Here is a 20,647-nt window from a genome sequence, read left to right as displayed (position 1 = left end):
TCAAAAGAAAGCTGGGTTTTTGAATTTGGTTGCGGGGGCAGGATTTGAACCTACGACCTTCGGGTTATGAGCCCGACGAGCTACCAGACTGCTCCACCCCGCGTCAGAGAGGTTGCATATTATACAAGCCCGCTTTGACTGTCAAGATATTTCTACCTTGAGCCAGTTCAGGCGCTCCAATTCACCCAGCCCAGCTGCCATGTCGCCAAGATCACCAAGCCAAAGACGATGCGGTACCAGGCGAACGCATTGAAATTATGGCTGGACACATAGCGGATCAAACCACGCACGGCGAAGAAGGCGCTGATGAAGGCCGCGACAAAGCCAACGCCTATCACCGGCACATCGGCGGCGGTGAATTGGTGCCAATGCTTGTACACATCGTAGAAGGTGGCCGCGAACATGGTCGGCACCGCCAAGAAAAAGGAAAACTCGGTGGCGACCTTGCGATCCAGGCCAAACAGCATGCCGCCGATAATGGTGGAGCCGGAACGCGACGTGCCGGGCACCATGGCGAACACTTGGGCACACCCCACTTTCAAGGCGTCCTGCCAGCTCATTGCGTCCACGCTGCTCACCCGCGGCACGCGCTGTTTGCGCTCAACCAGCAGAATGATGACGCCGCCCACCACCAGGGCCAGTGCCACCGTCACCGGATTGAACAAATAGTGCTTGATCGCCTTGATCGCGAAAAAACCGATGACCGCCGCCGGCAGGAAAGCCACCAGCAAATTACTGATGAAGCGCAGCGACTGGGCCTCCCGCCGCAAAGCCCCCTGCGCCACGCCCAGAAAGCGCTGCCGGTACTCCCAAACCACCGCCAGGATCGCGCCCAGCTGTATCACCACCTCGAACACGTCGGCATTGTTCTGAAAGTCGATCAGATCCCCGACCACGATCAAGTGCCCGGTGCTGGAAATCGGGAAAAACTCCGTCACCCCTTCGACAATGCCCAGCAATAAAGCCTTGGCCAACAGCATCACATCCATGTCCACCCATCCCCCATCAAGGATTAATACGCACAAAAGGCAGCCCCAGGGCTGCCTTCTTCACCAAGCGTCTTGCTCGATTCTTATTTTTTCTCGGCTCTGGCTTTGGCCACCAGCTCGTTGATCACCTGCACCATGCGCTCCGGCGCCACCGGCGTCACCACGTACTTGCCGTTGACGATCACCGTCGGGGTGCCCTGGATCGCGTAATCGCGGGTCATCTTGGCCGCCTTGGCCACCTGCGCGTTCACGCCGAAGGATTTGTACGCCTGCATCACCTTGGCGGCGTCAACGCCCTTCTGCTGCTTCAGCCAGTTGGCGAACACGCCCTCGTCCGACAGGTTGACGCGCGACTTCACCACGGCCTCGAAAGCCGGGCGATGCAGTTTGTCGTAAGTGCCGGAGGTCTTGAAGGCGGAGAACATGCGCACAAAGCCTTCCATCGACTTCTGCCACACGATCTGTTCCTTGGAGAAGGCCACGTCGGCGGGTTTGCTCTTCTCCCAGGCGCTCATCGCCGGCTCAAGTTCCAGGCAGTGAATGCAATGGTAGGAGAAGAACTCGATCACCTCGACTTTTTTCGGATCCGCCACCGGCTGCGGCGTCGCCAGCATGGTGTAATCCTTGCCCAGCTCAATCGCCGCGTTTGCCAAGCCGCTGAACAGCATCAACGAAAGCAATAACCACTTTTTCATTATCGATTTCCTAAATAGAGGAAGAGTTTATTCCGCCTTGACGACCGTTGCGCCAATGCCGTCCTGCTTCAACTGAGCCTTCACCCGATCCACCTCGTCCTGGCGGTTGTACGGCCCCACCCTAACGCGATGCACCAGCCCCTTTTCCGGCACAGTCACCGACTGGATTTTGGCTTCCACGCCCAGCAAGGCCAGCTTGGCCTTGAGGTTGTCCGCCTCGTCCTGATTCTGGAAGGATCCCAGCTGCAAGTAGACCTTTTTGGCCGGCTGCTGCGCAGAAGGTTCCGTCGCTTTGCCGTTCTTGCCGGGCACCGCATCCACCTGTCCTGGCAGGATCTTATAAAAATCAAAGCGTTGCTCGTCCTTGCCGGCGTCCTTGGCCGCCGGCGCGGCCGGAGCCGGCTTGGCTGGGGTTTCCGTCGGCATCGGCGGCGGAGCGGAAGGCGGCTCCTGAGCCGGCTTGACCGCCGGCGCCGGAGCGGCGGCGGTTTCCGAGGCGGCGTCGGCAATGCGGGTGCCCGGCGCCAGCAGTTCCGTCGGCGGCGCGGAAGCGCCGGCCGCCTTGCGATCCAACTTCTCCAAGTTGCTGAACGGCGTAGAGGACTTATTCAGATACATGGCGAGGCCGACCGCGACGGCAATGCCGACGATCAAACCGATGACGATGCCCGCCACCATGCCGCCGCCTCCGCTTTTGGAGCTAGATGAGCGACCGCGGGAACCACGGGAGGAATTTTTTAAATCTCGATTTGCCATGCAGCACTTACGCTTTTAACTAATCAAATAGTTCAACAAACTATCTGGATTGATCAATTCTTTATTTATTGTTAGCCATTAGGCATTGCGGCGCGTCGTAATTGAATCGCCTGCAACACATGCTCCCGCATGACCATTGCCTGACCCTGTAAATCGGCAATGGTTCTGGAAACTCGAAGTATCCGATGATAACTGCGCGCAGACAAGCCGATCTTGTCCAAAACTTGCCGCAATAATGCCAGCGCCTCGGCGTGAAAATCGCCAATCGCCTCCAATTCGGCCCCGCTCAAGCCGGCATTCGCCTTTCCCTGCCGGGCCAATTGCAGACGATACGCCGTCGCCACCCGTTCGCGCACCAAGGCGCTGGACTCGCCGACAGCCCCGCCCACCAACTGCTCCGCCGGCAAGGACTGCACTTCAACGTGCAAATCGATGCGATCCAATAAGGGACCGGAGATTTTACCTCGATAGCGCCCCACTTGCTCGGGCGTGCAGCTGCATTTTCCGCTGAAATGCCCAAGATAACCACACGGACAGGGATTCATGGCCGCAATCAGCTGGAAGCGCGCGGGAAAACTGGCTTGGCGCGCGGCGCGCGAGATGTGGATCACCCCGGCCTCCAGAGGCTCGCGCAGCACTTCCAACACCTTGCGATCGAACTCGGGCAATTCGTCCAGAAACAAAACGCCGTGATGCGCCAGGCTGATTTCTCCCGGCCGCGGATCGCTGCCGCCGCTGTAATTTCCACAAATAAATGCAAAAATAGATAGAGTTTCCAGCGGAGCATGCAAATGGGCCACCCCCTGCGATACACCCCTGTCAGGGACATCGTCTACAACAGCCGTAGTGTAACTGGTATGGTTCCCCGGCTGGGTCAGTACGAGTCAACATTGGAGCGCGATCTCATGGAGATCCTGCGCTTCGACCCCAGTGTCGAGCACTTCACCGCTCAACCGGTCACCATCGGGTATTTCGACCCGCTCGGGAAACTGCGCACCTACACCCCAGATGGCCTTATCCAGTTCAAGCCAACAGCCTCACAGACCCCGCAGCCCGTATTATATGAGGTCAAGTACCGGGCTGATTTCCGCCTGGACTGGCACAACCTGCTTCGCAAGTTCCGAGCCGCTAAAGCCTATGCTTTGGATCAGGGGTGGCGCTTCGAAGTTTTCACCGAGCGCGAAATTCGTACCCCCTACCTCGACAACGCCAAATTCCTCTGGCGTTACCTGGAGCAGAGTCCGTCACCTGATGCCCGCCGGCAGATTCTTCAGGCGCTCTGGGACCTCGATGAGACCGATCCGGAGATGTTGCTGTTTGCCCTCTGCCGCGATGCCCACAATCGCGCCCGGCTGATTCCCACACTTTGGCATCTGGTGGCGATCGGCGCCATCGGCTGCGACCTGAATGTGCCGTTGACCATGCGTTCCCGCCTGTGGCCAGTGGAGGAGCACTGATATGAAAACCATCCGCCCAGGCCAAGTGGTCTATTGGCGCGATCAAGCCGCCATCGTGCTGGAGCTGAAAGGCTTCTCAGATGCCATCCTGCGCACCATCGACGGTTCCCGAACCGAAATCGCCGCGGTCTGTGACCTTAGCCTTGCTCCGGTCTCACCCTCCGACCCTACAGCCCCCCACCTACTGGCCAAAGACAAAGACTGGGATCTGGCAGTACAACGCTACGAGTGCATACGCCCCTTGCTGGATCTGCCCGGTCGCAGCACGCAGGACGTGCGGCGGGTGGCCGACGCCACCGGCAAGAGCCTGGTCACCATCTACCGCTGGCTCAACCGCTTCGAAGAGACCGGCCTGGTTTCCTCTTTGCTGCGGACGCCGCGTTCGGACAAAGGCGGCAGCCGCCTTTCCGAGGAGGTTGAGCAGATCATTGCTCTTCAGATCCAGCATTACTACCTGAAGCAGGAACGGCCTTCCGTTCTCAAGCTATACAAGTTGATCAAGCTGGCATGCCAAGAGGCGGATCTGGAACCTCCCAATCAAAACACGGTTTATGCGCGCGCCTACGCCATCGACCAGCGGGAGATGCTGAGTAAGCGCTATAGCCCTCGGCTGGCACGCGAGAAGCTCGAGCCGCTACGCGGCCAGTTTCCCGGCGCCGATTACCCCTATGCAGTGGTACAAATTGACCATACCAAGGTCGATGTGGTGATCGTTGATGAAGCACACCGCTTGCCGATCGGCCGCCCCTATCTGACTGTGGCCCTGGATGTGGCGACCAAGATGATTTCCGGCTTCCTGATGACGCTGGATCCGCCCAGCTCGCTGTCGGCCGGCTTGTGTGTGGCCCACGCGGTGATGCGTAAAGAACATTGGTTGGCAAAACGCGACATCGTCGCGGAGTGGCCGGTCTACGGCAAAATGAGCAAGATTCACGTCGATAATGCCAAGGAGTTCCACGGCAAGATGCTCAAGCGCGCCTGCGAGCAGCACGGGATCATCCTGGAACACCGCCCGAAGGGGCAGCCGAACTACGGCCCTCACATCGAGCGCGCATTCCGCACCTTCATGGGGGAGTGCCAGAGTCTGCCCGGCACGACCTTCTCGAACGTGCAGGCCAAGATGAACTACGACTCGGAAGGCCGCGCCTGCATGACGCTGGCCGAGCTGGAACTGTGGTTCACGGTCTTCGTGGCCTACTGCTACCACCACCGCGCGCACAAGGGCATCAACGAGGTGCCGCCGATCAAGCTGTATCACCAATTCGTCCACGGCACCGCCGAGCGCCCGGGCATCGGCCTGCCGGCACCGATCGAGGATGAGGAGAACTTCCGCCTCGACTTTACCCCTTATGTCGAGCGCACCATCCAGCGCCACGGCGTGGTCATTGACAACATCCACTATTACGCGCCGATCTTGCGCCGCTGGGTCGAGTCCGAAGTCCGCGCCACTGGCAAGGGACGCAAGTTTCTGTTTGCACGCGACCCGCGCGACATCAGCGTGGTGTATTTCCTGGATCCGGAAACCCGCTGCTACAGCCCGGTGCCGTATCTGAATAACACCCGACCGGCCATCAGCTTGTGGGAGCTGCGCGCGACGCTGCAGCGGCTGAAGCAGGATCCGGTCAGCCACGTCGACGAAGAGATGATCTTCCAGGGCATCCGCCGCATGCGCGAGATCGAGGCCGAGGCCGTCGAAAAAACCCGCCTGGCCAAGCAACATCGCGCGACGGAGAAACGCAAGCGTCGCATGGCGGAGCGTCGCAACGGCTGGGTCGGCGTGCATGCGTCGGTAGTACCGGCGCCGCTCCTCCCGGTGCAGCCAACAGCCGATGACGACGATATCCAACCTTTCAGCGACATCCAGCTCGGCTAAGGAGCCCCATCATGAGTAAATATCCTCATCTCCATCCCAGCACGGCCGAGCAGGTCGAACTGGATGCAGCCAGCCGTATCACCTGGCTGAAACGACCGCGCTGGATTGGCTACCCGCGGGCCCAAGATATCCTGGCCAAGCTGGAAGATCTGGTCGATCACCCCCGCGAGGCACGTATGCCTAATATGCTGTTGATCGGTGGCAGCAACAACGGCAAGACCCGACTGATCCAACACTTCGCCCAACGCCACCCCGCGGAAGAAAACCCCGGCGCCGAATACATGATTGCGCCGGTGCTCTACGTCCAGGCACCGCCTACGCCCAGTGAGCCCGGCTTTTATTCAGGCATCCTCAATGCACTGTTCGAAAGCGTGCCGACCTCATCCACCGATGCCAAGCGTGCCCAAGTGATTCGCGTGCTACGCGGCATTCAGCTGAAGGTGCTGATCATCGACGAGCTACACAACGTGCTGGCCGGCTCATCGGTGAAACAGCAGCAGTTCCTCAACATGATCAAGTTTCTGGGCAACGAGCTGCAGATTTCGATTGTCGGCTGCGGCACCGGTGATCTGTTGCGCGCGGTCAGTGTCGATCCACAAATCCAGAACCGTTTCCTGCCGGAGCTACTGCCGAAGTGGCAGATGGACAAGGCGTTCCGCCAGCTGCTGATGTCGTTCGAGCGCGTGCTGCCGCTGCCGCGGCCGTCCAACCTGCACGAGTCGATGCTGGCCGCCAAGATCCTCGCCATGTCGGAAGGCACTATCGGCGAGCTATCGATACTGCTGAACCAAGCAGCGATTTATGCCTTGCGTCATGGAGAGGAGCAGCTCACCGCGGAGACGTTAAATGCCTGCGGCTACGTCTCGCCCAGCGATCGCACCCGCCTGGCCGCGCATGTGTAAACCATGCTGCCGATGCACCCTCAGCCGCAACCAGGAGAGATCCTCTCCTCCTGGATGGTGCGGCTGGCATTTGCCAATGGCTTCATGCTCCATACCTTTTACGACAAGCTATTGGGCTACCACGCTCCAATCTGGAACCGCGATACCGATCGTGATCCATCTATCGCGCTTCTGACACTGCTGGCTCAGCATACCGGCCATGCTGTAGCAGAACTGCAGACGCTGACGTTGCTTCCTTACCAAGGACGGCTATTCGATACGCCAATCAATGGCCATTGGTCCTGGATTCGACCGGTCGGGGTCTATCACCGCAAGCGCAAACGGCCTGGCATGCAGTTCTGCCCGTTGTGCTTGGCACAATCCCCCGTCGCCTATTATCGTCTTCCGTGGAGGCTGGCCTTATATGTCGTCTGCGAGCATCATCAGTGTGTGATGGAGGAGTGCTGCCCTGCATGCCACGCCCCCATCGCCTTTCACCGACATGGCATTGGACGAGGCAAGACAGTTGACGATGAGGCCCTGAGGCTCTGCAGCCACTGCCACTTCGACCTCGCTAGCATGAGCCCAGTCTTCTGGTCCTGGTCAGACCCACCATCCTGGGAGCGGCTGCGCCGCATCATTGCCGCAATCGAGCAAGGCTACTGGGAATGTGGCCCCCTGACCCCACCTTGCAGCCTGCCGTTCTTTATCGGCTTGCGCACCTTGGTCAGTGTGCTAAGTGGTCGCAATGGACGGCAACTACGCCAGCGACTCGGCGATACCCTGGGCGTGGAGATTCCTTGGTATCTACCAGGGCAACACAATGAATTCGAATACCAGCCTCCTCATGTGCGCCTTATCTTGCTGCTCGCCGTCGCCTGGCTACTGGAAGACTGGCCGGCGCGCTTCTTCTCCCTCTGCGCCCAAGCTCGCTTCACCCGTTCCCGGCTGGCTGAGCATGTGGATCAGCAGCCCTTCTGGCTGGCCAGCGTGGCGGACACGCATCTGGATCAACGCCGCTACCTTCCAAATGCGATGGAGACCCAAAGTGCGGGCTACTACCTGCAAGCCCATGGCTTAGAAGTAACACCTCATTCACTGGTCGACTGCTTAGGCCTATCGAGGGATTGCATGGAGCTGGTATGGGAGCAATGGCATGGTCGGGGCGCTGCGAAGCGATAAGGCCCCTGCTCTTTAAGCAAGGACATTCAACAGCTCAAATAACAAGCCGCGCGTCTGGGCTTGAGAAGGCCCTGACAAGCACTGACGGATTTTAACTAGTAATTCGTCTAGGTCGACTTCCATCTTGCTGCCGGTATCCGCTTGCAGTATATGCATACAGTGCATAATCACATCTCCGGGAGGCATCGCCCGCCCACTCTCATAGCGCGAGACAACGCTCTGGTCTTTTCCTAGGTATAGGGCAAAATCTTTTTGATTCTTGCCTATTTTCTTTCTGGCCTGACGAACAAGGTCGGCGATAGATGTGGTAACCATAAGACAGATGACTCAGTCATTTTATGCAATTAGTGCATTCATGATATACTAAAAACACGTTCCACAAACGATCTATCATGCATCATGAACCTACGCTCGATTGCTAAGCTTTTCTCGAGAAGCGCACTCCGACAACTATCTCAAGAGAATGGTCTGGATGCGTTTCGCGCGCGCGTACGGGAAAGTGGCCTGGCCCCTAACGAAACTAAGGAGCGGATGTCGATCGGGGAATTGCTTGATCAAGGATTTGAGTTACTAGTACAGAACTATCGTAACGAATACGTTTATAAGAATCTTATTGCTCAACAGCTCGTGCTTGAGCGCCACGCTCCAGGCGAAGCGGTCTTATTATCTGAGTTCAGAGCCTATGAGTCACTGGCGGATCTGGTCATTATCAATGGCACCTCAACCGTCTATGAGATCAAGTCCGAACTCGACAACCTGACCCGATTAGACAAACAACTCAACGACTACCTGAAAATCTTTGACCACGTAAACGTGGTGACACATCACAGCTGCTCGGCCACACTCCTCCCGCACCTTCCAGAAACAGTTGGTTTGATTGAGCTTGATCCTCAGGGAAAGCTCAACACTGTGCGCGAACCTCTCAGTAACCTTGCGCACCTATCGTCTCTCGCCATGTTCTTCTCCCTACGGCAAGCTGAGTACGAAGGCATACTGATGGCCATAGACGGCAAACTGCCATCAGCCACCCCGGCGCTGATGATGCGCGCTTGCGCGCAGCGATTCGCGCAACTCTCACCATCAACCACTCATGACATGATGGTAAGAATCCTTAAGCAGCGTGACCGCCTACATAGCCGAGATCTGTATTCACGCTCCCTCCCTAGGGCCATGACGCACTTTGGACTGAGCACCAAACTCACACGCCAAGCATCTATCCAGCTCACTCGCGCAATGGCTCTTCCCGCCTGCTAGCACTCACACGCCAATGTAATATTCATATATCATTACGAGACCGCCCGCCGCAATCGAAAAGGAAGTCTCGTGATTTACATGCCATATTTATTGTCCCGCGAACGGGAAGGCTGCAGCTTGGCTCGAGCCAACGAAATCCTCCCCCGATACGCCCCGATCATTCCTATTATCGAGCCAGTTATGAGAGATTGGCACAGTCAATGGTATGGGCTTGCAGAATGGATGAGCGGCGGCCGTAAAGCCTTACTAGTTATCAATCCCTATCAAAAAGATTTTGATAAAAGCCACGAAGTTATTTCCAATCAAGAACTGAAGCAATTTGGCCTACTTGATCACGACCACATCGACACGAGCAATCTCTTACCAGCCCTTCTGATCCGCGAGCAAACTGATTTAGCCGAAATTAAACAAATCCTTTCATCTCAACAGATTCAGGCGGTCATTCATCGACGAATGCTGGATGCAGATCAACTAATTTCGCTACTACAAGACTCTGTAATTCAATACCATATTTTTGACATTCAAACGGTCTCAAGTAGCTATCGCCAACGTTTTGACTCCAAATTTGGAAGCATTGCTCTACAAGATGCATTCATCAAGGCAGACAACAATCAATCTTATCCTGAGACCCCCCGCAAACTGCACACTCTCCCTACACTTTGCCAACAACAAGATATTGTTGGCTTTTCTGACTATCTGATCGAGACCCCCAAGCACCCCACCAACGGAGGTGCTACTGCCAAAGCGGCGGCCATACATATCGGTTATACACAGCCAGGTGACGATGGAGTCTGGATGAGTCATTTCGTTGGCGGCCCCACCAAAGGCGATGAAATGATTCGCGAAGCTTATTCTGAACTATTCTTAAAAGCCGCGAAGAAACTCTTAGCATTTAAAATTGAAAACCCAAAGATCTGGCTTGAGTCTTACGGCTGCAATCTCTTACTTGACCTTTATGAGAGACAACAAAAGATCACGCCAGGAGATGTAAAAGAATTCGCTCTCCTTCACTACATCGAGGCAATGAATTATTTTTGCTCTCAACCCAAATCCACACAAGCCATGATGAAAAACTAGGCGAGTAGTTTGCAACCGAAGTAGAGCTAGCTTCACTTTTTATAACCGCTTGTGAAGCAAAAACGCCGATGCCCCGCGGGGTATCGGCGCTCTCTAAGAACCAATCAAGTTGATCTATTTTTCAGGCAAAGATAGCAGGTTGTCGGTCTTACGGTTATCGGCGACAGTCTGAACATACTTGATGCGCCCGTTGTAATGGACATGCACCCAAGCGCCCTGACGTTGCGGATTACGATCCGGACACCACACCGAGAAATTCCCATTTTTCTCGATATAGTCAACCATCTGGTCCCGAGTACAGTGCCCACTTTCCAACACCTTCGCCGAGTCATCAACTTTGTCCCACCAGAGGTGGCCGATGTGCTCATGACCTGCGCCGCCCACCATGCGGCGCGCCGTGCATTTGATTGTTGTTGCCATGTGAAGCCCCTTTTGAAATACACTAAAAGCGAAAGTCAGGAGAAGACCCCATGCCACAATCAGAGCCGATTCCCCCCACCCCCGAATCTACGATTTCTTATGACGAATACGTTATCCAAGCCGTCCAGGCGGCGCTGGATGACCCGCGCCCCGGCATTCCCCATGAGGAGGCCGAGCGCTACTTTGCCCTCAAGCGCGCCGCGCTGCGGCAGCGCTTGAAGCCGGACCAAGCGGTATAGGACTCATCGCGCTGTTAGGCAAGACGCAAGGGTTTGGCGGCTTGACGTCCATCCACCAGCTGCAGCCGGTGCTTCCAGTTGCTCAACTCATAAAGCTGGGGCACGTCCTCGGGATACAGCCCCAGGAGTTCTGAGATTTCTTCTTCGTTGTACTCCAGCTGTCCTTTGTAATGTTCGAACACACTGGGCACCAACGTCGTGCGCTCGCGAGGAATACTCAGCTCGGCCGGCTCCGCCGTCCGGTAACCCAGCATGGACATGGTGCGCCACAAATAGGTGGACTGTCCCTCAGTGATCTTCTGCAATCGCTTGGCGCGCACCAGCAAGGCACCCATGGAAACCTTCCAGATCGGCTTGAGCATGCCGGCTCTGGCCAAATCGATATTGCGCAGATCGCGACCAATATCCTTCTCCGGCATCAATAGTTCAGAAGCGAACTCATTAGCCTGATCTTCCATTTCCGGATTGGGGTAGGCATGCATCACCAAGTGGCCCAGCTCGTGAGCCAGGGTGAAGCGCCAACGATCACCCGGCAGATCCTTGTTCAGAAAAATCAGCGGCGGCAAGCCGGCGATCCGATAGCTGATGCCATCGATCTTGGCTTCGCTCATGTCGCAGGCAAACACCAGACAACCCGCGCGTTCACACAGCACCGTCAAATTAGGGATCGGGCCATCAGGCAACTGCCAAGCCCGGCGTACATACTGCGCAGCCTGGACCGCGCCCTTGGGCAAATCGTCCAGGTCATACTGCGGCAGCGGGAAGTCCGGCTGCATCTCCAGACCAGACAACATCAACCGGAAGTGCGCAATTCGGGCATTCACATCCGCGAGCAGCTTATCCAACACCTTCTGTCCGACCGAGGCATGCTTGCGGAACATTGGGTGGGTGCTCAGCGGCGCCCCGTAAATGCGCTCAGAATACGCGAAGAAGCTCCTACGGCACCTCAGTACATCGCACAACTTGTCCAGCAAGGGCTCATCAATCTCTTTGAGGCCCTGCTCCAGCTTAGAAAGAAAGCCCTGGCTTACGCCAAGGCTGTCCGCAACATGCGCCTGGGTCAAACCCAGCATCCGGCGACGAAGCAATATCATCTCATGGTTAAGATCATGCTCCACCGCCTGCATCTTTGAAATCAGCGTCATCTTTGTTACCTGCACCCGGCTGTTTGATGATGTGGGCGGCCGAGTCTGTTCCATCCAGCGACGGTTGCACTGGGGTGAACGGAGACACATTGGTCGCCGGCGGGGCATTTCGATTCAATTCAATGTCTACAACGATACGGCCTTTATGGCGCTGCACCAGCAACACCGACTCGATTTTCACACCGGCTTTGTCCAACACGTACAGCACTTCCATCCGGTGTGTGGTGGCACCGAATATGTCGACTTCCTGATCATGAAACTGCAGCGCGGTCAGTGTCGGATAGTTGGACGACTTGTGCCGCGTATTGCCCTTCTTGAAGCGAATGAAAAACCGCTGATCAATCAGCAAGCCGAACTGCGCTTTCAGCTTGACCCACTTGGCGCGTGGATGACCCTCGAAGCGCTCTTCGGCAAAGCGCACCATCTCATTCCAGATGCCCATGCTTTCCACCGACCGCGTCACTACCTTCGCCGCCATCGGATTCGCCTTCCAAGAATCAAAGGCGTCATAAGGGATATCAGCCAGTGCATCAAAAAACGTAGACAGCTTTTCTACTGCATACTCAGAAGAAATTATAGACATCCAATGCCCTTTTTGTGAAGCGCCAAATCATTGACTATCAAAGGTTTCCGCGCATACAACAACAAATAGCACAGTAAATTATTCCAGAAAATATTTTTAACGACAAATCAACCATTTAGTACATGAACGTGTAACAAAAAAACCAATGGAATATTGATAAAACTTGTAACTCATGATTGTCATTTTCCGAGAAAAAAGGCAGGATTGCGCTCATAAAATATGCAGAATGAGAACTTATGGAGCTCCACGACTTCCTCCGCCTCGCCCAACGTATGCTCTCTAGAAAGCAACAGCGCCATCTGACGCAACGTCAGATGGCCACTCTCATCGACATCAGCCCACGTACATATGTCGAGTACGTACGCGGCATTCACCGGCCAAAGGGGATGCACGCCCTGCTGGACTTGCTATGCTTACTCGATCAAGAGGATCGTGATAGCCTACTCAAAGCTTGGCGAAGCAAGCGGACGCGTCAGGATCCGAGCCATTCGGGCTAAATGAACGCCATGGCAGAACAACCTGGCACACTGGCGGCGCACTCACCTGTTCCGACTCATGCAGGCCATCCTGGCCATTAATTGGAAATGATTCTTAACTCATCCGTTTCAACCATGAGTCGTTCAAGTCCATTTGAACTTAGCGAAGGAGACCGTGATGACTTCCTCTACAACCCGAGTCCTCACAGTGGAAATTCCAACTGCCTTGGCAGACAAGATCGACCAAATGGCCGATCACTTGGAGTGCTCGCACGACTGGGTCATAAGTCGGGCACTGTCCACCTGGATCGCGCGGGAAGAGGAACGCGATCGTCTCACTAGAGAAGCGCTGGATGATGTAGACGCTGGCCATCTCATCCGCCACCAGGCGGTACAAGCCTGGGCGGATAGCCTAAATACAGACAATCCGCTACCGATACCACGTTAAGCAGACAACAGAGAAGCAAAGTCGTACCTCATCGGAAACGACTCTATGACTATGCTGCGTCGACTTATGAACGGGCTGTGACCGGAATCATATTCTGGCCGCCCTTTAGGAACCATAAGCTGACCAGGTATAGATTTTCTTGATCACCCCGTATTCAGAAGCAAGTGCGTACCCTGTACGACTCTATACAAAATAGCCCTTCCCCTTGACAACATTCATTATTTCTATATATATGGAAATATGGAAATGAAAAATACTGTCATCCTCTTAGCCGCCCTAGCGCAGGACACGCGCCTGGCAATCTACCGACTGCTGGTCCAGCAGGGCCCCACGGGCCTAGCGGTTGGCCAGATCGGGGAGCGGCTCGCCGTGGCTAACGCCACACTGTCCTTCCACCTGAAGGAGCTATCTCACGCAGGCCTGATCCTGGCTCGCCAGGAGGGGCGCTTCATCTACTACTCGGCCAACTACGAGCAAATGAATGCCCTGCTGGGCTTTTTGACTGAAAACTGCTGCCGCGGCGAGGCTTGCGCGCCGGCGAGCAGCATCTCGCCCTGCGATGGCGCTTGCTCATAACGAATCACGATCGGGAGTTCGATCATGAAACGCTTTCACGTCCACGTCGCGGTAGCCAATCTGGAATACAGCATTCGCTTCTACTCGGCCCTGTTCAACACACAACCTACGGTCCAAAAAACCGACTACGCCAAGTCGATGCTGGAGGATCCACGGCTCAACTTCGCGGTCTCCAGCCGCGGCACCGCCTCAGGAGTCGATCACCTCGGCATTCAGGTGGACAGCGAGGAAGAGCTAGTAGGGCTACAACACCAGTTGCAGGCGGCCAACATCAGCATGGTGACGCAGACAGGCACCGCCTGCTGCTACGCCGAATCAAACAAACACTGGGTCACCGCCCCCGCCGGCATCGCCTGGGAGAGTTACCAGACGCTGGCGTCGATCCCGACATTCAACGGTGGCGAGCCCCCAGCCGGAGAAACGGCCAGCACCTGCTGTACGCCGAAGATCGCCGTCAAGTTCACACCCAAGAACACCTGTGCGCCGGACAGCGGTTGCTGCTGAACACTACCGAGAAAGAGAATTCTCCATGAACCAAGCCGCGATCAATGTGCTGTTTCTGTGTACCGGTAACTCTTGTCGCTCCATCCTGGCCGAAGCAGTCTTCAACCACCTGGCGCCGGCGGGCTGGCATGCAATGAGCGCCGGCAGCCAGCCGACCGGACAAGTCCACCCGCGCTCGCTGGCGCTGCTAGCGCGAGAAGGGATCACCACCGATGGCTACCACAGCAAATCCTGGGATCAACTGCCGGCGACGCCGGACATCGTGATCACGGTGTGCGCCAGCGCCGCCGGCGAGACCTGCCCGGCGTATCTCGGGCCGGTGCTACGCAGCCACTGGGGCGTAGAGGATCCTGCCCATGCGACGGGCAGAGCTCAAGAGATCGACGCAGCCTTTCTCACGGCCTATCGCATCCTGCGCGCGCGAATCGAGGCTTTCCTGGCCTTGCCGCTGAACACGCTGCGCCAGGATCGGCCCCGCCTGAAAGCTGAACTTGATCGCATCGGCACACTGCACCTCTGAGCACCGCCTTCGCGGCAGCATGCATGATCGCCCCCATCCCACGGAGAATGGCATGTCCACCCAATCTGAAGTCGCCCATCCCTGCGCCGCAGGTACCTCGCTGAGCCTATTCGAGCGCTACCTGACCGCCTGGGTCGCCCTCTGCATTGTGGCCGGCATCGGCTTGGGGCAGGTCTTTCCCGGCGTGTTCTACGCAATCGGCGGCTGGGAGATCGCTCAAGTCAACCTGCCGGTCGGCTTGCTGATCTGGGTGATGATCATCCCGATGCTGCTGAAAATCGATTTCAGCGCACTTCACCAGGTTAAGGCGCACATTAAGGGTATCGGCGTCACCCTCTTCATCAACTGGCTGGTCAAGCCGTTCTCGATGGCCTTTCTAGCATGGTTGTTCATTCGGGTGTGGTTTGCGCAGCTGTTGCCGGCGGCGCAGCTGGACAGCTACATCGCAGGCCTGATCCTACTAGCGGCCGCGCCGTGCACCGCCATGGTGTTCGTGTGGAGCCGGCTGACCCAAGGGGATCCATACTTCACGCTATCCCAGGTGGCGCTGAACGATCTGATCATGGTGTTCGCCTTCGCGCCGCTGGTCGGCCTGCTGCTGGGCGTCTCCAGCATCACCGTGCCGTGGGCCACACTGTTGACTTCGGTAGGACTGTATATCGTGGCGCCAGTGCTGATCGCACAGGCTATCCGCAAGATGCTGCTGGATAAAGGTCAGGCAGTATTTGATACCGCCATGCACCGGATCCAACCGTGGTCGATCGCGGCGCTGCTGCTGACGCTGATCCTGCTGTTCGCTTTCCAGGGCAAGGCCATTCTGCAACAACCGCTGGTAATCGCGTTGTTGGCCGTACCCATCCTAATCCAAGTGTTCTTCAATTCGGCATTGGCCTATTGGCTCAACCGCCAGGTTGGGGAAAAACACTCGGTGGCTTGTCCGTCGGCGCTGATCGGTGCGTCCAACTTCTTCGAGCTAGCCGTCGCGGCCGCGATCAGCCTGTTCGGTTTCAAGTCCGGTGCCGCGCTGGCTACGGTGGTAGGCGTGCTGATTGAGGTGCCGGTGATGCTATTGGTGGTTCGTGTCGTCAATGCCAGCAAAAACTGGTACGAAAAGTGAATTGCGCCGGCGGAAGAAACGGTCGAGTCATTGGCGTATGGTTCTGCCACAAACGACCGGGCCGAACCTGCTCTGGTCGATGGACTTCGTCGCCGACACGCTGTGGAATGGCCGGCGGATTCGGACCTTGACAGTGATCGATACCTGGAACCGGAAAGTAGTCTGGATTGAGGTGGATCATTCCCTGTCGGGTAAGCGTGTTAGACCGCCGATGGGCTCAAGGTCGCTGTCTGGAGCTGATCCAGGTTGATAACGGTCCAGAGCTCACCAGCAAGGCGCTGGAAGCGAGAAGTACGGCTACAGTTCATCCGGATAGCCACTCTTCAACCAAGTAGCCTCTCCAAGCTAACTTGATAACACTAACCTAAAAGTATCGTGCCGAGATGCTCGAAATCAGCTGGACTAATGATCTGCCCCCTCCAGCCATACCAGCGATAAGGAGAGAAGTCCTAGGTTTGCATGGTAGTGGTACTGCTTGATAGTTCGGTGGTCCACTGCTGGCGATAGCGCACCGCAAACACTGCTGGTGGTATGCGGCCAATCGAACCGTGGGGGCGCACCTGGTTGTAGTCGTCCCTCCAAGCCGCAATGATCTGCCGCGCTTCTGCGGGCTGGGCCAGGCGGTCAACATTCCCGAACGCAACACGATCTGGACCTTCGAGAACCGGATTGGTGAAGCCGGTGCTCAGGCACTGTTCGATGGCGTATCGGCGCCGCTGCTCAAGCAAGGCTATATCGCACTCGGCGGCCAGATCATCGACGCGACGCAGGTGCCGGCGCCGAAGCAGCACAACAGCAGAGTAGAGAAGGCGCTGCTCGAGCAACGCGCCACGCCGGCCGGTTGGAAACCCGCAAAACGGCGTCAGAAGGACCAAGATGCGACCTAGACCAAAAAGCACGGCAAATCCTACTTCGGCTACAAGCTGTCGGTGAACGTCGACAATAATACAAGCTGATCCGTAAGTTCAAAACTGACACGGCCAGTACGCACGATAGCCAGCATTTCGACAACGTCTTTGATACTGGCAATACAAGCCGGGATGTCTACGCCGACCGAGGCTATCCATCCGATAGCCCGTGAAGCCTAACTTGCCCAGGGCGGATTCCGAAACCGGATTCAGAGGGACACGCCAACAAGCAGCTGTCCGAGTGCAAGCAGCAGCGCAACCGCCGCATTATGCTGCGGCTGGGGTTACTGAAAATCTCGGGTTATTCGAGGTGCCCTAGTAAAGTGGGGCGATTCATATGTTATTTCAATGAAAAATTGGATGAATCTTCATTGTGAGGCCAATAGCGTACACCAATAATGATGGCGATGCTTGCGAGAGAGCCAAACACTAAAAAAGATGGTTGGGTGCCAATGTACACTTCTGACCAGCTTACTATTGGATAAGTAATAACAGCACAGAGAGTAGATGTTGTGTATTGGGCTGAAAGCAACCTAGTTCTTGTTTTTGAATCTATTGGTTTTTGTAATAATTTTACTATGGGAGTGCAAGATAGCTCAATGCCAACACCCAGAGTGAACCATAAAATTAACATGGAAGAGAATGAGTGAATTTTAACTGCGATAAGCAATCCGGCGACCAACAATGACCCTCCCAAAAAAACGACATCTCTCTTTGAGAGGACCGCATAAATCCTATTGAGCATTAAGCGGGAAAACACTTGGCCAGAAGCAAAAATCAAAAGAGAATTAATGGTTTCGACGTAACTTAAACCATAGACACCTTGGACAAGTGTAAAAGAATTAATTGTGACTGCAGCAGTAGCTAATGAAGCTATGAAATTAATAGCAAGCACTCCCCTGAACCATGGATTGAATAGAAAAGTATAAAACAAGTTTTTTTGAATCTGACTGCTAGCATTTTGAGGGCTTACGGTTTTTTCTAAATGAAGGCAAGCTATGAAAGTAGCTAAAGTAAAAAAAATAATTGCAGCAACGTCAAACAAAGCAGGCAAGCCGATTGTTAGTAAAAATATGTACATCATAATAAAAATATAAAATATTTCAAAATGGCGCCCATTACCCATTAATATTTTTACCAGCCAGAAATTATTCTTGTCAGACGACATGTTACCCAAGGCAGAATCAAGGAAAGAAAAAGATAGTGAGAAAGAGACTTGTAGCACGATTGCGAGTGCATAAATGTGCCATACCTTGGTCACATTAACCAAAGAAAAAGCTAAAGCCGAACACAGAAATGCAATAATAGTTGCAATTTCTCTAAATGTGTCACTGTTAATTTTTGATACGATAGGCGTTATGAAAACTCGTGCTATCATTTTAATAAAGAATACGACACATACCGTTTTAAGCGCATGACTCTGATCTAATTTAAATGCAATTATAATAAGTGTAAAATTAGAAAGCTCAACTCCAAATGAGGTCAGTGTCTGCACTAAATATAGAGCTCTACAAGTACTCTTGTTTATATGACCTGACACTATATCCTCCTCTCAATTTATTTTTGCCTAAGTATTAGAAATTCTTTTGAATATAATCACGACGGGTTTTTGCTCGGGGGGAGAACTAGCTTGCTCAGGTCAGTTCTTTTCTCTAAAGAAAACTGTGTCTGTGCCTGATAAGACATCCAGTCCCCACACATGAATTGATGCTGACATACAATTGCAATATAAATATCAACGCTTGGCGTAAGAAATATTTATTTTTCGAATGAGTTATATGAGGATGGCCATGAACAAATTACCGCCTGAGGTGCCAATTTCCGAAGGGCAATATTTGAATTCATCTGCGCAACATATCCATGCACGGAATGCTTACGAATCTTTTTGCTACTCGTTGCTATAATTTTAGCTCCTGAATTTTTAAGAAATTTTGCCAATAATCCATCCCCAGCTTCAACTTCTAAGCAGGAATGATCCCCAATTAATTTTACAAGATTTTTAATTAAAGATTTGGAGTAAAAACAGTAAATGCCCTTTGACTCAATGAGTGGCATTAATAGCTGACGCTGCCAAAGGATAGGCCAAAAAGCATTAAACCAAAAATGGGAGACAGGTTTTTGCTCAAATTTCTGTCGAAAGAATAACATTTGTGCAATCCAGCCATTAAAAAAATTAAAGCGCACTTTCCCATTTTGCTTTCTGGTTAAATTAAAAGCTATATAGCGGCCAATTGTAATTGAAGCCATTCTTTGTCGAATTATTGCTAAAGTTTGTATTTTCTTTTCGTAGGCAGTTAGTTTTGTCATTTCCCCTGAATTAGAAAAGCTTTCATGTGGGTGCAGCAATCGATGCAAACGGAGGGCACTATGATTTTCAATGGCTGAAAAAAGCTCTTCTTCCATTTTTATCCATTCCTCTGGATACGCTTTTTTTAGTTCTTTTGCAGAGGGTCTAGACTGAAGCCAAATAAGTATTTTGTTTGAGTCAAATCCCAGCATGAAGCCATCCATTCAGATAATTCATAGCATTGATTTATTGATTAACATGGTCGATTTAGTTGCCATGCGTTATTTATTTCCTTTTATATGAGACTCCATCTCCGCAAACTCAGGACGCTCAGTTGAGTTGATCACTTTTCTTCCAAACTCAACGGCGCTCTGCGGAGCATAACCTTGCATGCTTGCAAGCAAAATTGCCTTGATACAATGTAGTTCTTTAGTCTCTTCATCAAGTTTTTGCTCTAGAAGAGAGCCAAGCGGAGCAACAATTCCATAGGCCAGTAAAATACCTAAAAAGGTCCCGACCAAAGCGGAGCCAATCATTCCTCCAAGCACCGATGGTGGCTCACCAACAGAACTCATCGTATTAACAACCCCTAAAACTGCCGCAACAATACCAAATGCAGGTAGCGCATCTCCAAGTCTGTTAATGGCTGCGATTGGAGCATGAGCTTCATGATGATGGGTCTCCAGTTCGATATCCATTAGATTTTCTATTTCAAAAGCATTTAAACTTCCGGAGACCATCATACGCAAATAGTCTGTCAAAAATTTCATAACATGATGGTCGTTGCTTACTGTTGTGAATTTATTAAAAAGAGGGCTGTCATGAGACTTTTCAATATCACCCTCTATAGACATTAGTCCTTCTTTTCTGATTTTGGTAAGTACAGTATAAAGCATAGACATTAATTCTAGATAGCGTTCCTTTGTATATTTAGATGGTTTAAAAATTGAAGGAAGAAGAGCAATAGTTGCCTTTAATACCTTGGACTGATTTCCAACCACAAAAGCTCCAAATGCACCTCCAAAAATAGCCATTAGTTCAGTCGGCATTGCCTTCAGGACAACACTAATGTTGCCACCGTGAATAAGGAATGCACCAAATATCATTCCTAGGACAACTACGTAGCCAATGATTACATTCATGACATTCCTTTGTCTATATGAGCGTTACTGCTGTCGACAAATTTAATTGAGACGACAATCCGTCATGCAACATTTTTTGCACCACTCCATAGTCATATGTTTGATTTTGTTTTTCAAA

The 20,647-nt window shown here is 53.5% G+C and carries 23 protein-coding genes, 1 tRNA gene and 2 pseudogenes; 13 read left to right on the top strand and 13 right to left on the bottom strand.

The window, feature by feature from the left end; genetic code table 11:
• Positions 1-26: 26 nt before the first annotated feature.
• The 5 genes and pseudogenes from HQN78_RS22980 to HQN78_RS22960 all read right to left on the bottom strand — a co-directional run.
• Positions 27-103: transfer RNA gene (locus HQN78_RS22980), tRNA-Met, on the bottom strand.
• Positions 104-167: 64 nt separating this feature from the next.
• Entirely contained in the window at positions 168-989 is an 822-nt protein-coding gene (locus HQN78_RS22975; RefSeq protein ID WP_107800591.1) for an undecaprenyl-diphosphate phosphatase, read from the bottom strand.
• 83 nt (positions 990-1,072) lie between these two features.
• The gene (locus HQN78_RS22970; RefSeq protein ID WP_107800592.1) at positions 1,073-1,684 is read right to left on the bottom strand and encodes a thiol:disulfide interchange protein DsbA/DsbL; all 612 of its coding nucleotides are present in this window, start codon (positions 1,682-1,684) and stop codon (positions 1,073-1,075) included.
• A gap of 27 nt (positions 1,685-1,711) precedes the next feature.
• Entirely contained in the window at positions 1,712-2,362 is a 651-nt protein-coding gene (locus HQN78_RS22965; protein ID WP_235086587.1) for an SPOR domain-containing protein, read from the bottom strand.
• A gap of 149 nt (positions 2,363-2,511) precedes the next feature.
• Positions 2,512-3,225, bottom strand: a pseudogene (locus HQN78_RS22960) (ATP-binding protein); the annotation flags it as partial.
• Positions 3,226-3,345: 120 nt separating this feature from the next.
• On the opposite strand from HQN78_RS22960, the gene HQN78_RS22955 reads away from it, so the two are divergent.
• From HQN78_RS22955 to HQN78_RS22940, 4 genes are read left to right on the top strand one after another with little or no spacing between them, the layout of a single operon-like run.
• Positions 3,346-3,897 (top strand): TnsA endonuclease N-terminal domain-containing protein, encoded by a 552-nt coding sequence (locus HQN78_RS22955; RefSeq protein WP_235086585.1) that lies wholly within the window; start codon positions 3,346-3,348, stop codon positions 3,895-3,897.
• 1 nt (position 3,898) lies between these two features.
• Positions 3,899-5,770: a helix-turn-helix domain-containing protein gene (locus tag HQN78_RS22950; RefSeq protein ID WP_235086583.1), complete on the top strand. Its 1,872-nt coding sequence runs from the start codon at positions 3,899-3,901 to the stop codon at positions 5,768-5,770.
• A gap of 11 nt (positions 5,771-5,781) precedes the next feature.
• Entirely contained in the window at positions 5,782-6,672 is an 891-nt protein-coding gene (locus HQN78_RS22945; RefSeq protein WP_166451004.1) for a TniB family NTP-binding protein, read from the top strand.
• Positions 6,673-6,675: 3 nt separating this feature from the next.
• On the top strand, positions 6,676-7,833 hold the full coding sequence (locus tag HQN78_RS22940) for a TniQ family protein (RefSeq protein ID WP_235086580.1): 1,158 nt from the start codon (positions 6,676-6,678) through the stop codon (positions 7,831-7,833).
• Positions 7,834-7,845: 12 nt separating this feature from the next.
• Here HQN78_RS22940 and HQN78_RS22935 read toward each other — a convergent pair whose 3' ends face one another.
• Entirely contained in the window at positions 7,846-8,148 is a 303-nt protein-coding gene (locus HQN78_RS22935) for a helix-turn-helix transcriptional regulator (protein WP_235086578.1), read from the bottom strand.
• An 84-nt stretch (positions 8,149-8,232) separates the two neighbouring features.
• On the opposite strand from HQN78_RS22935, the gene HQN78_RS22930 reads away from it, so the two are divergent.
• A complete protein-coding gene (locus HQN78_RS22930) occupies positions 8,233-9,087 on the top strand; it encodes a sce7726 family protein (RefSeq protein WP_235086575.1) in 855 nt (284 codons plus the stop codon).
• A gap of 78 nt (positions 9,088-9,165) precedes the next feature.
• Positions 9,166-10,164, top strand: a complete 999-nt coding sequence (locus HQN78_RS22925) for a sce7725 family protein (RefSeq protein ID WP_235089898.1) — start codon at positions 9,166-9,168, stop codon at positions 10,162-10,164.
• Positions 10,165-10,278: 114 nt separating this feature from the next.
• Here HQN78_RS22925 and HQN78_RS22920 read toward each other — a convergent pair whose 3' ends face one another.
• Positions 10,279-10,584, bottom strand: a complete 306-nt coding sequence (locus tag HQN78_RS22920) for a DUF3892 domain-containing protein (RefSeq protein ID WP_235086573.1) — start codon at positions 10,582-10,584, stop codon at positions 10,279-10,281.
• A 50-nt stretch (positions 10,585-10,634) separates the two neighbouring features.
• Here HQN78_RS22920 and HQN78_RS22915 point away from each other — a divergent pair, with 50 nt between their 5' ends.
• The gene (locus tag HQN78_RS22915; RefSeq protein WP_235086571.1) at positions 10,635-10,823 is read left to right on the top strand and encodes a hypothetical protein; all 189 of its coding nucleotides are present in this window, start codon (positions 10,635-10,637) and stop codon (positions 10,821-10,823) included.
• 14 nt (positions 10,824-10,837) lie between these two features.
• Here the strand turns inward: HQN78_RS22915 and HQN78_RS22910 are convergent, their stop codons facing one another.
• Positions 10,838-11,968: an ImmA/IrrE family metallo-endopeptidase gene (locus HQN78_RS22910; RefSeq protein WP_235086568.1), complete on the bottom strand. Its 1,131-nt coding sequence runs from the start codon at positions 11,966-11,968 to the stop codon at positions 10,838-10,840.
• Positions 11,931-12,551, bottom strand: coding sequence for a hypothetical protein (locus HQN78_RS22905; RefSeq protein ID WP_235086566.1), 621 nt, complete (start codon positions 12,549-12,551; stop codon positions 11,931-11,933). Before HQN78_RS22905 ends, HQN78_RS22910 begins: the two co-directional genes overlap by 38 nt.
• A 236-nt stretch (positions 12,552-12,787) precedes the next feature.
• On the opposite strand from HQN78_RS22905, the gene HQN78_RS25940 reads away from it, so the two are divergent.
• The 5 genes from HQN78_RS25940 (at position 12,788) to arsB (ending at position 16,192) form a co-directional block, all read left to right on the top strand.
• On the top strand, positions 12,788-13,048 hold the full coding sequence (locus HQN78_RS25940) for a helix-turn-helix domain-containing protein (RefSeq protein WP_370646575.1): 261 nt from the start codon (positions 12,788-12,790) through the stop codon (positions 13,046-13,048).
• 673 nt (positions 13,049-13,721) lie between these two features.
• Positions 13,722-14,051 (top strand): ArsR/SmtB family transcription factor, encoded by a 330-nt coding sequence (locus tag HQN78_RS22900; RefSeq protein ID WP_370646574.1) that lies wholly within the window; start codon positions 13,722-13,724, stop codon positions 14,049-14,051.
• 24 nt (positions 14,052-14,075) lie between these two features.
• Positions 14,076-14,555, top strand: a complete 480-nt coding sequence (locus HQN78_RS22895) for an ArsI/CadI family heavy metal resistance metalloenzyme (RefSeq protein ID WP_235086561.1) — start codon at positions 14,076-14,078, stop codon at positions 14,553-14,555.
• Between the two features lie 40 nt (positions 14,556-14,595).
• The gene (locus HQN78_RS22890) at positions 14,596-15,075 is read left to right on the top strand and encodes an arsenate reductase ArsC (protein ID WP_370646620.1); all 480 of its coding nucleotides are present in this window, start codon (positions 14,596-14,598) and stop codon (positions 15,073-15,075) included.
• A gap of 52 nt (positions 15,076-15,127) precedes the next feature.
• Positions 15,128-16,192, top strand: a complete 1,065-nt coding sequence (gene arsB, locus HQN78_RS22885) for an ACR3 family arsenite efflux transporter (RefSeq protein ID WP_235086556.1) — start codon at positions 15,128-15,130, stop codon at positions 16,190-16,192.
• Positions 16,193-16,641: 449 nt separating this feature from the next.
• On the opposite strand, the gene HQN78_RS22880 is transcribed toward arsB, so the two are convergent.
• Complete coding sequence (locus HQN78_RS22880) at positions 16,642-16,782, bottom strand: integrase core domain-containing protein (RefSeq protein WP_370646619.1); 141 nt, start codon at positions 16,780-16,782, stop codon at positions 16,642-16,644.
• Between HQN78_RS22880 and HQN78_RS22875 the strand changes: the two are divergent.
• A pseudogene (locus HQN78_RS22875) lies at positions 16,777-17,369 on the top strand (IS5 family transposase); the annotation flags it as partial. The gene HQN78_RS22880 and the pseudogene HQN78_RS22875 sit on opposite strands and share 6 nt — an antisense overlap.
• A 71-nt stretch (positions 17,370-17,440) precedes the next feature.
• Here HQN78_RS22875 and HQN78_RS22870 read toward each other — a convergent pair.
• The 3 genes from HQN78_RS22870 to motA all read right to left on the bottom strand — a co-directional run bounded on the left by HQN78_RS22870 (position 17,441) and on the right by motA (position 20,529).
• Positions 17,441-18,595: a hypothetical protein gene (locus tag HQN78_RS22870; protein ID WP_235086553.1), complete on the bottom strand. Its 1,155-nt coding sequence runs from the start codon at positions 18,593-18,595 to the stop codon at positions 17,441-17,443.
• A 263-nt stretch (positions 18,596-18,858) separates the two neighbouring features.
• A complete protein-coding gene (locus tag HQN78_RS22865) occupies positions 18,859-19,599 on the bottom strand; it encodes a hypothetical protein (RefSeq protein ID WP_235086551.1) in 741 nt (246 codons plus the stop codon).
• A gap of 69 nt (positions 19,600-19,668) precedes the next feature.
• Positions 19,669-20,529: a flagellar motor stator protein MotA gene (motA, locus tag HQN78_RS22860; protein WP_235086549.1), complete on the bottom strand. Its 861-nt coding sequence runs from the start codon at positions 20,527-20,529 to the stop codon at positions 19,669-19,671.
• Between the last annotated feature and the right edge of the window lie 118 nt (positions 20,530-20,647).

It is taken from the genome of Chromobacterium sp. Beijing (assembly GCF_021496765.1).
GTDB lineage: Bacteria > Pseudomonadota > Gammaproteobacteria > Burkholderiales > Chromobacteriaceae > Chromobacterium.
Note: the sequence above shows the minus strand (reverse complement) of the source record. Positions and strands in the feature narration are given on the sequence as shown.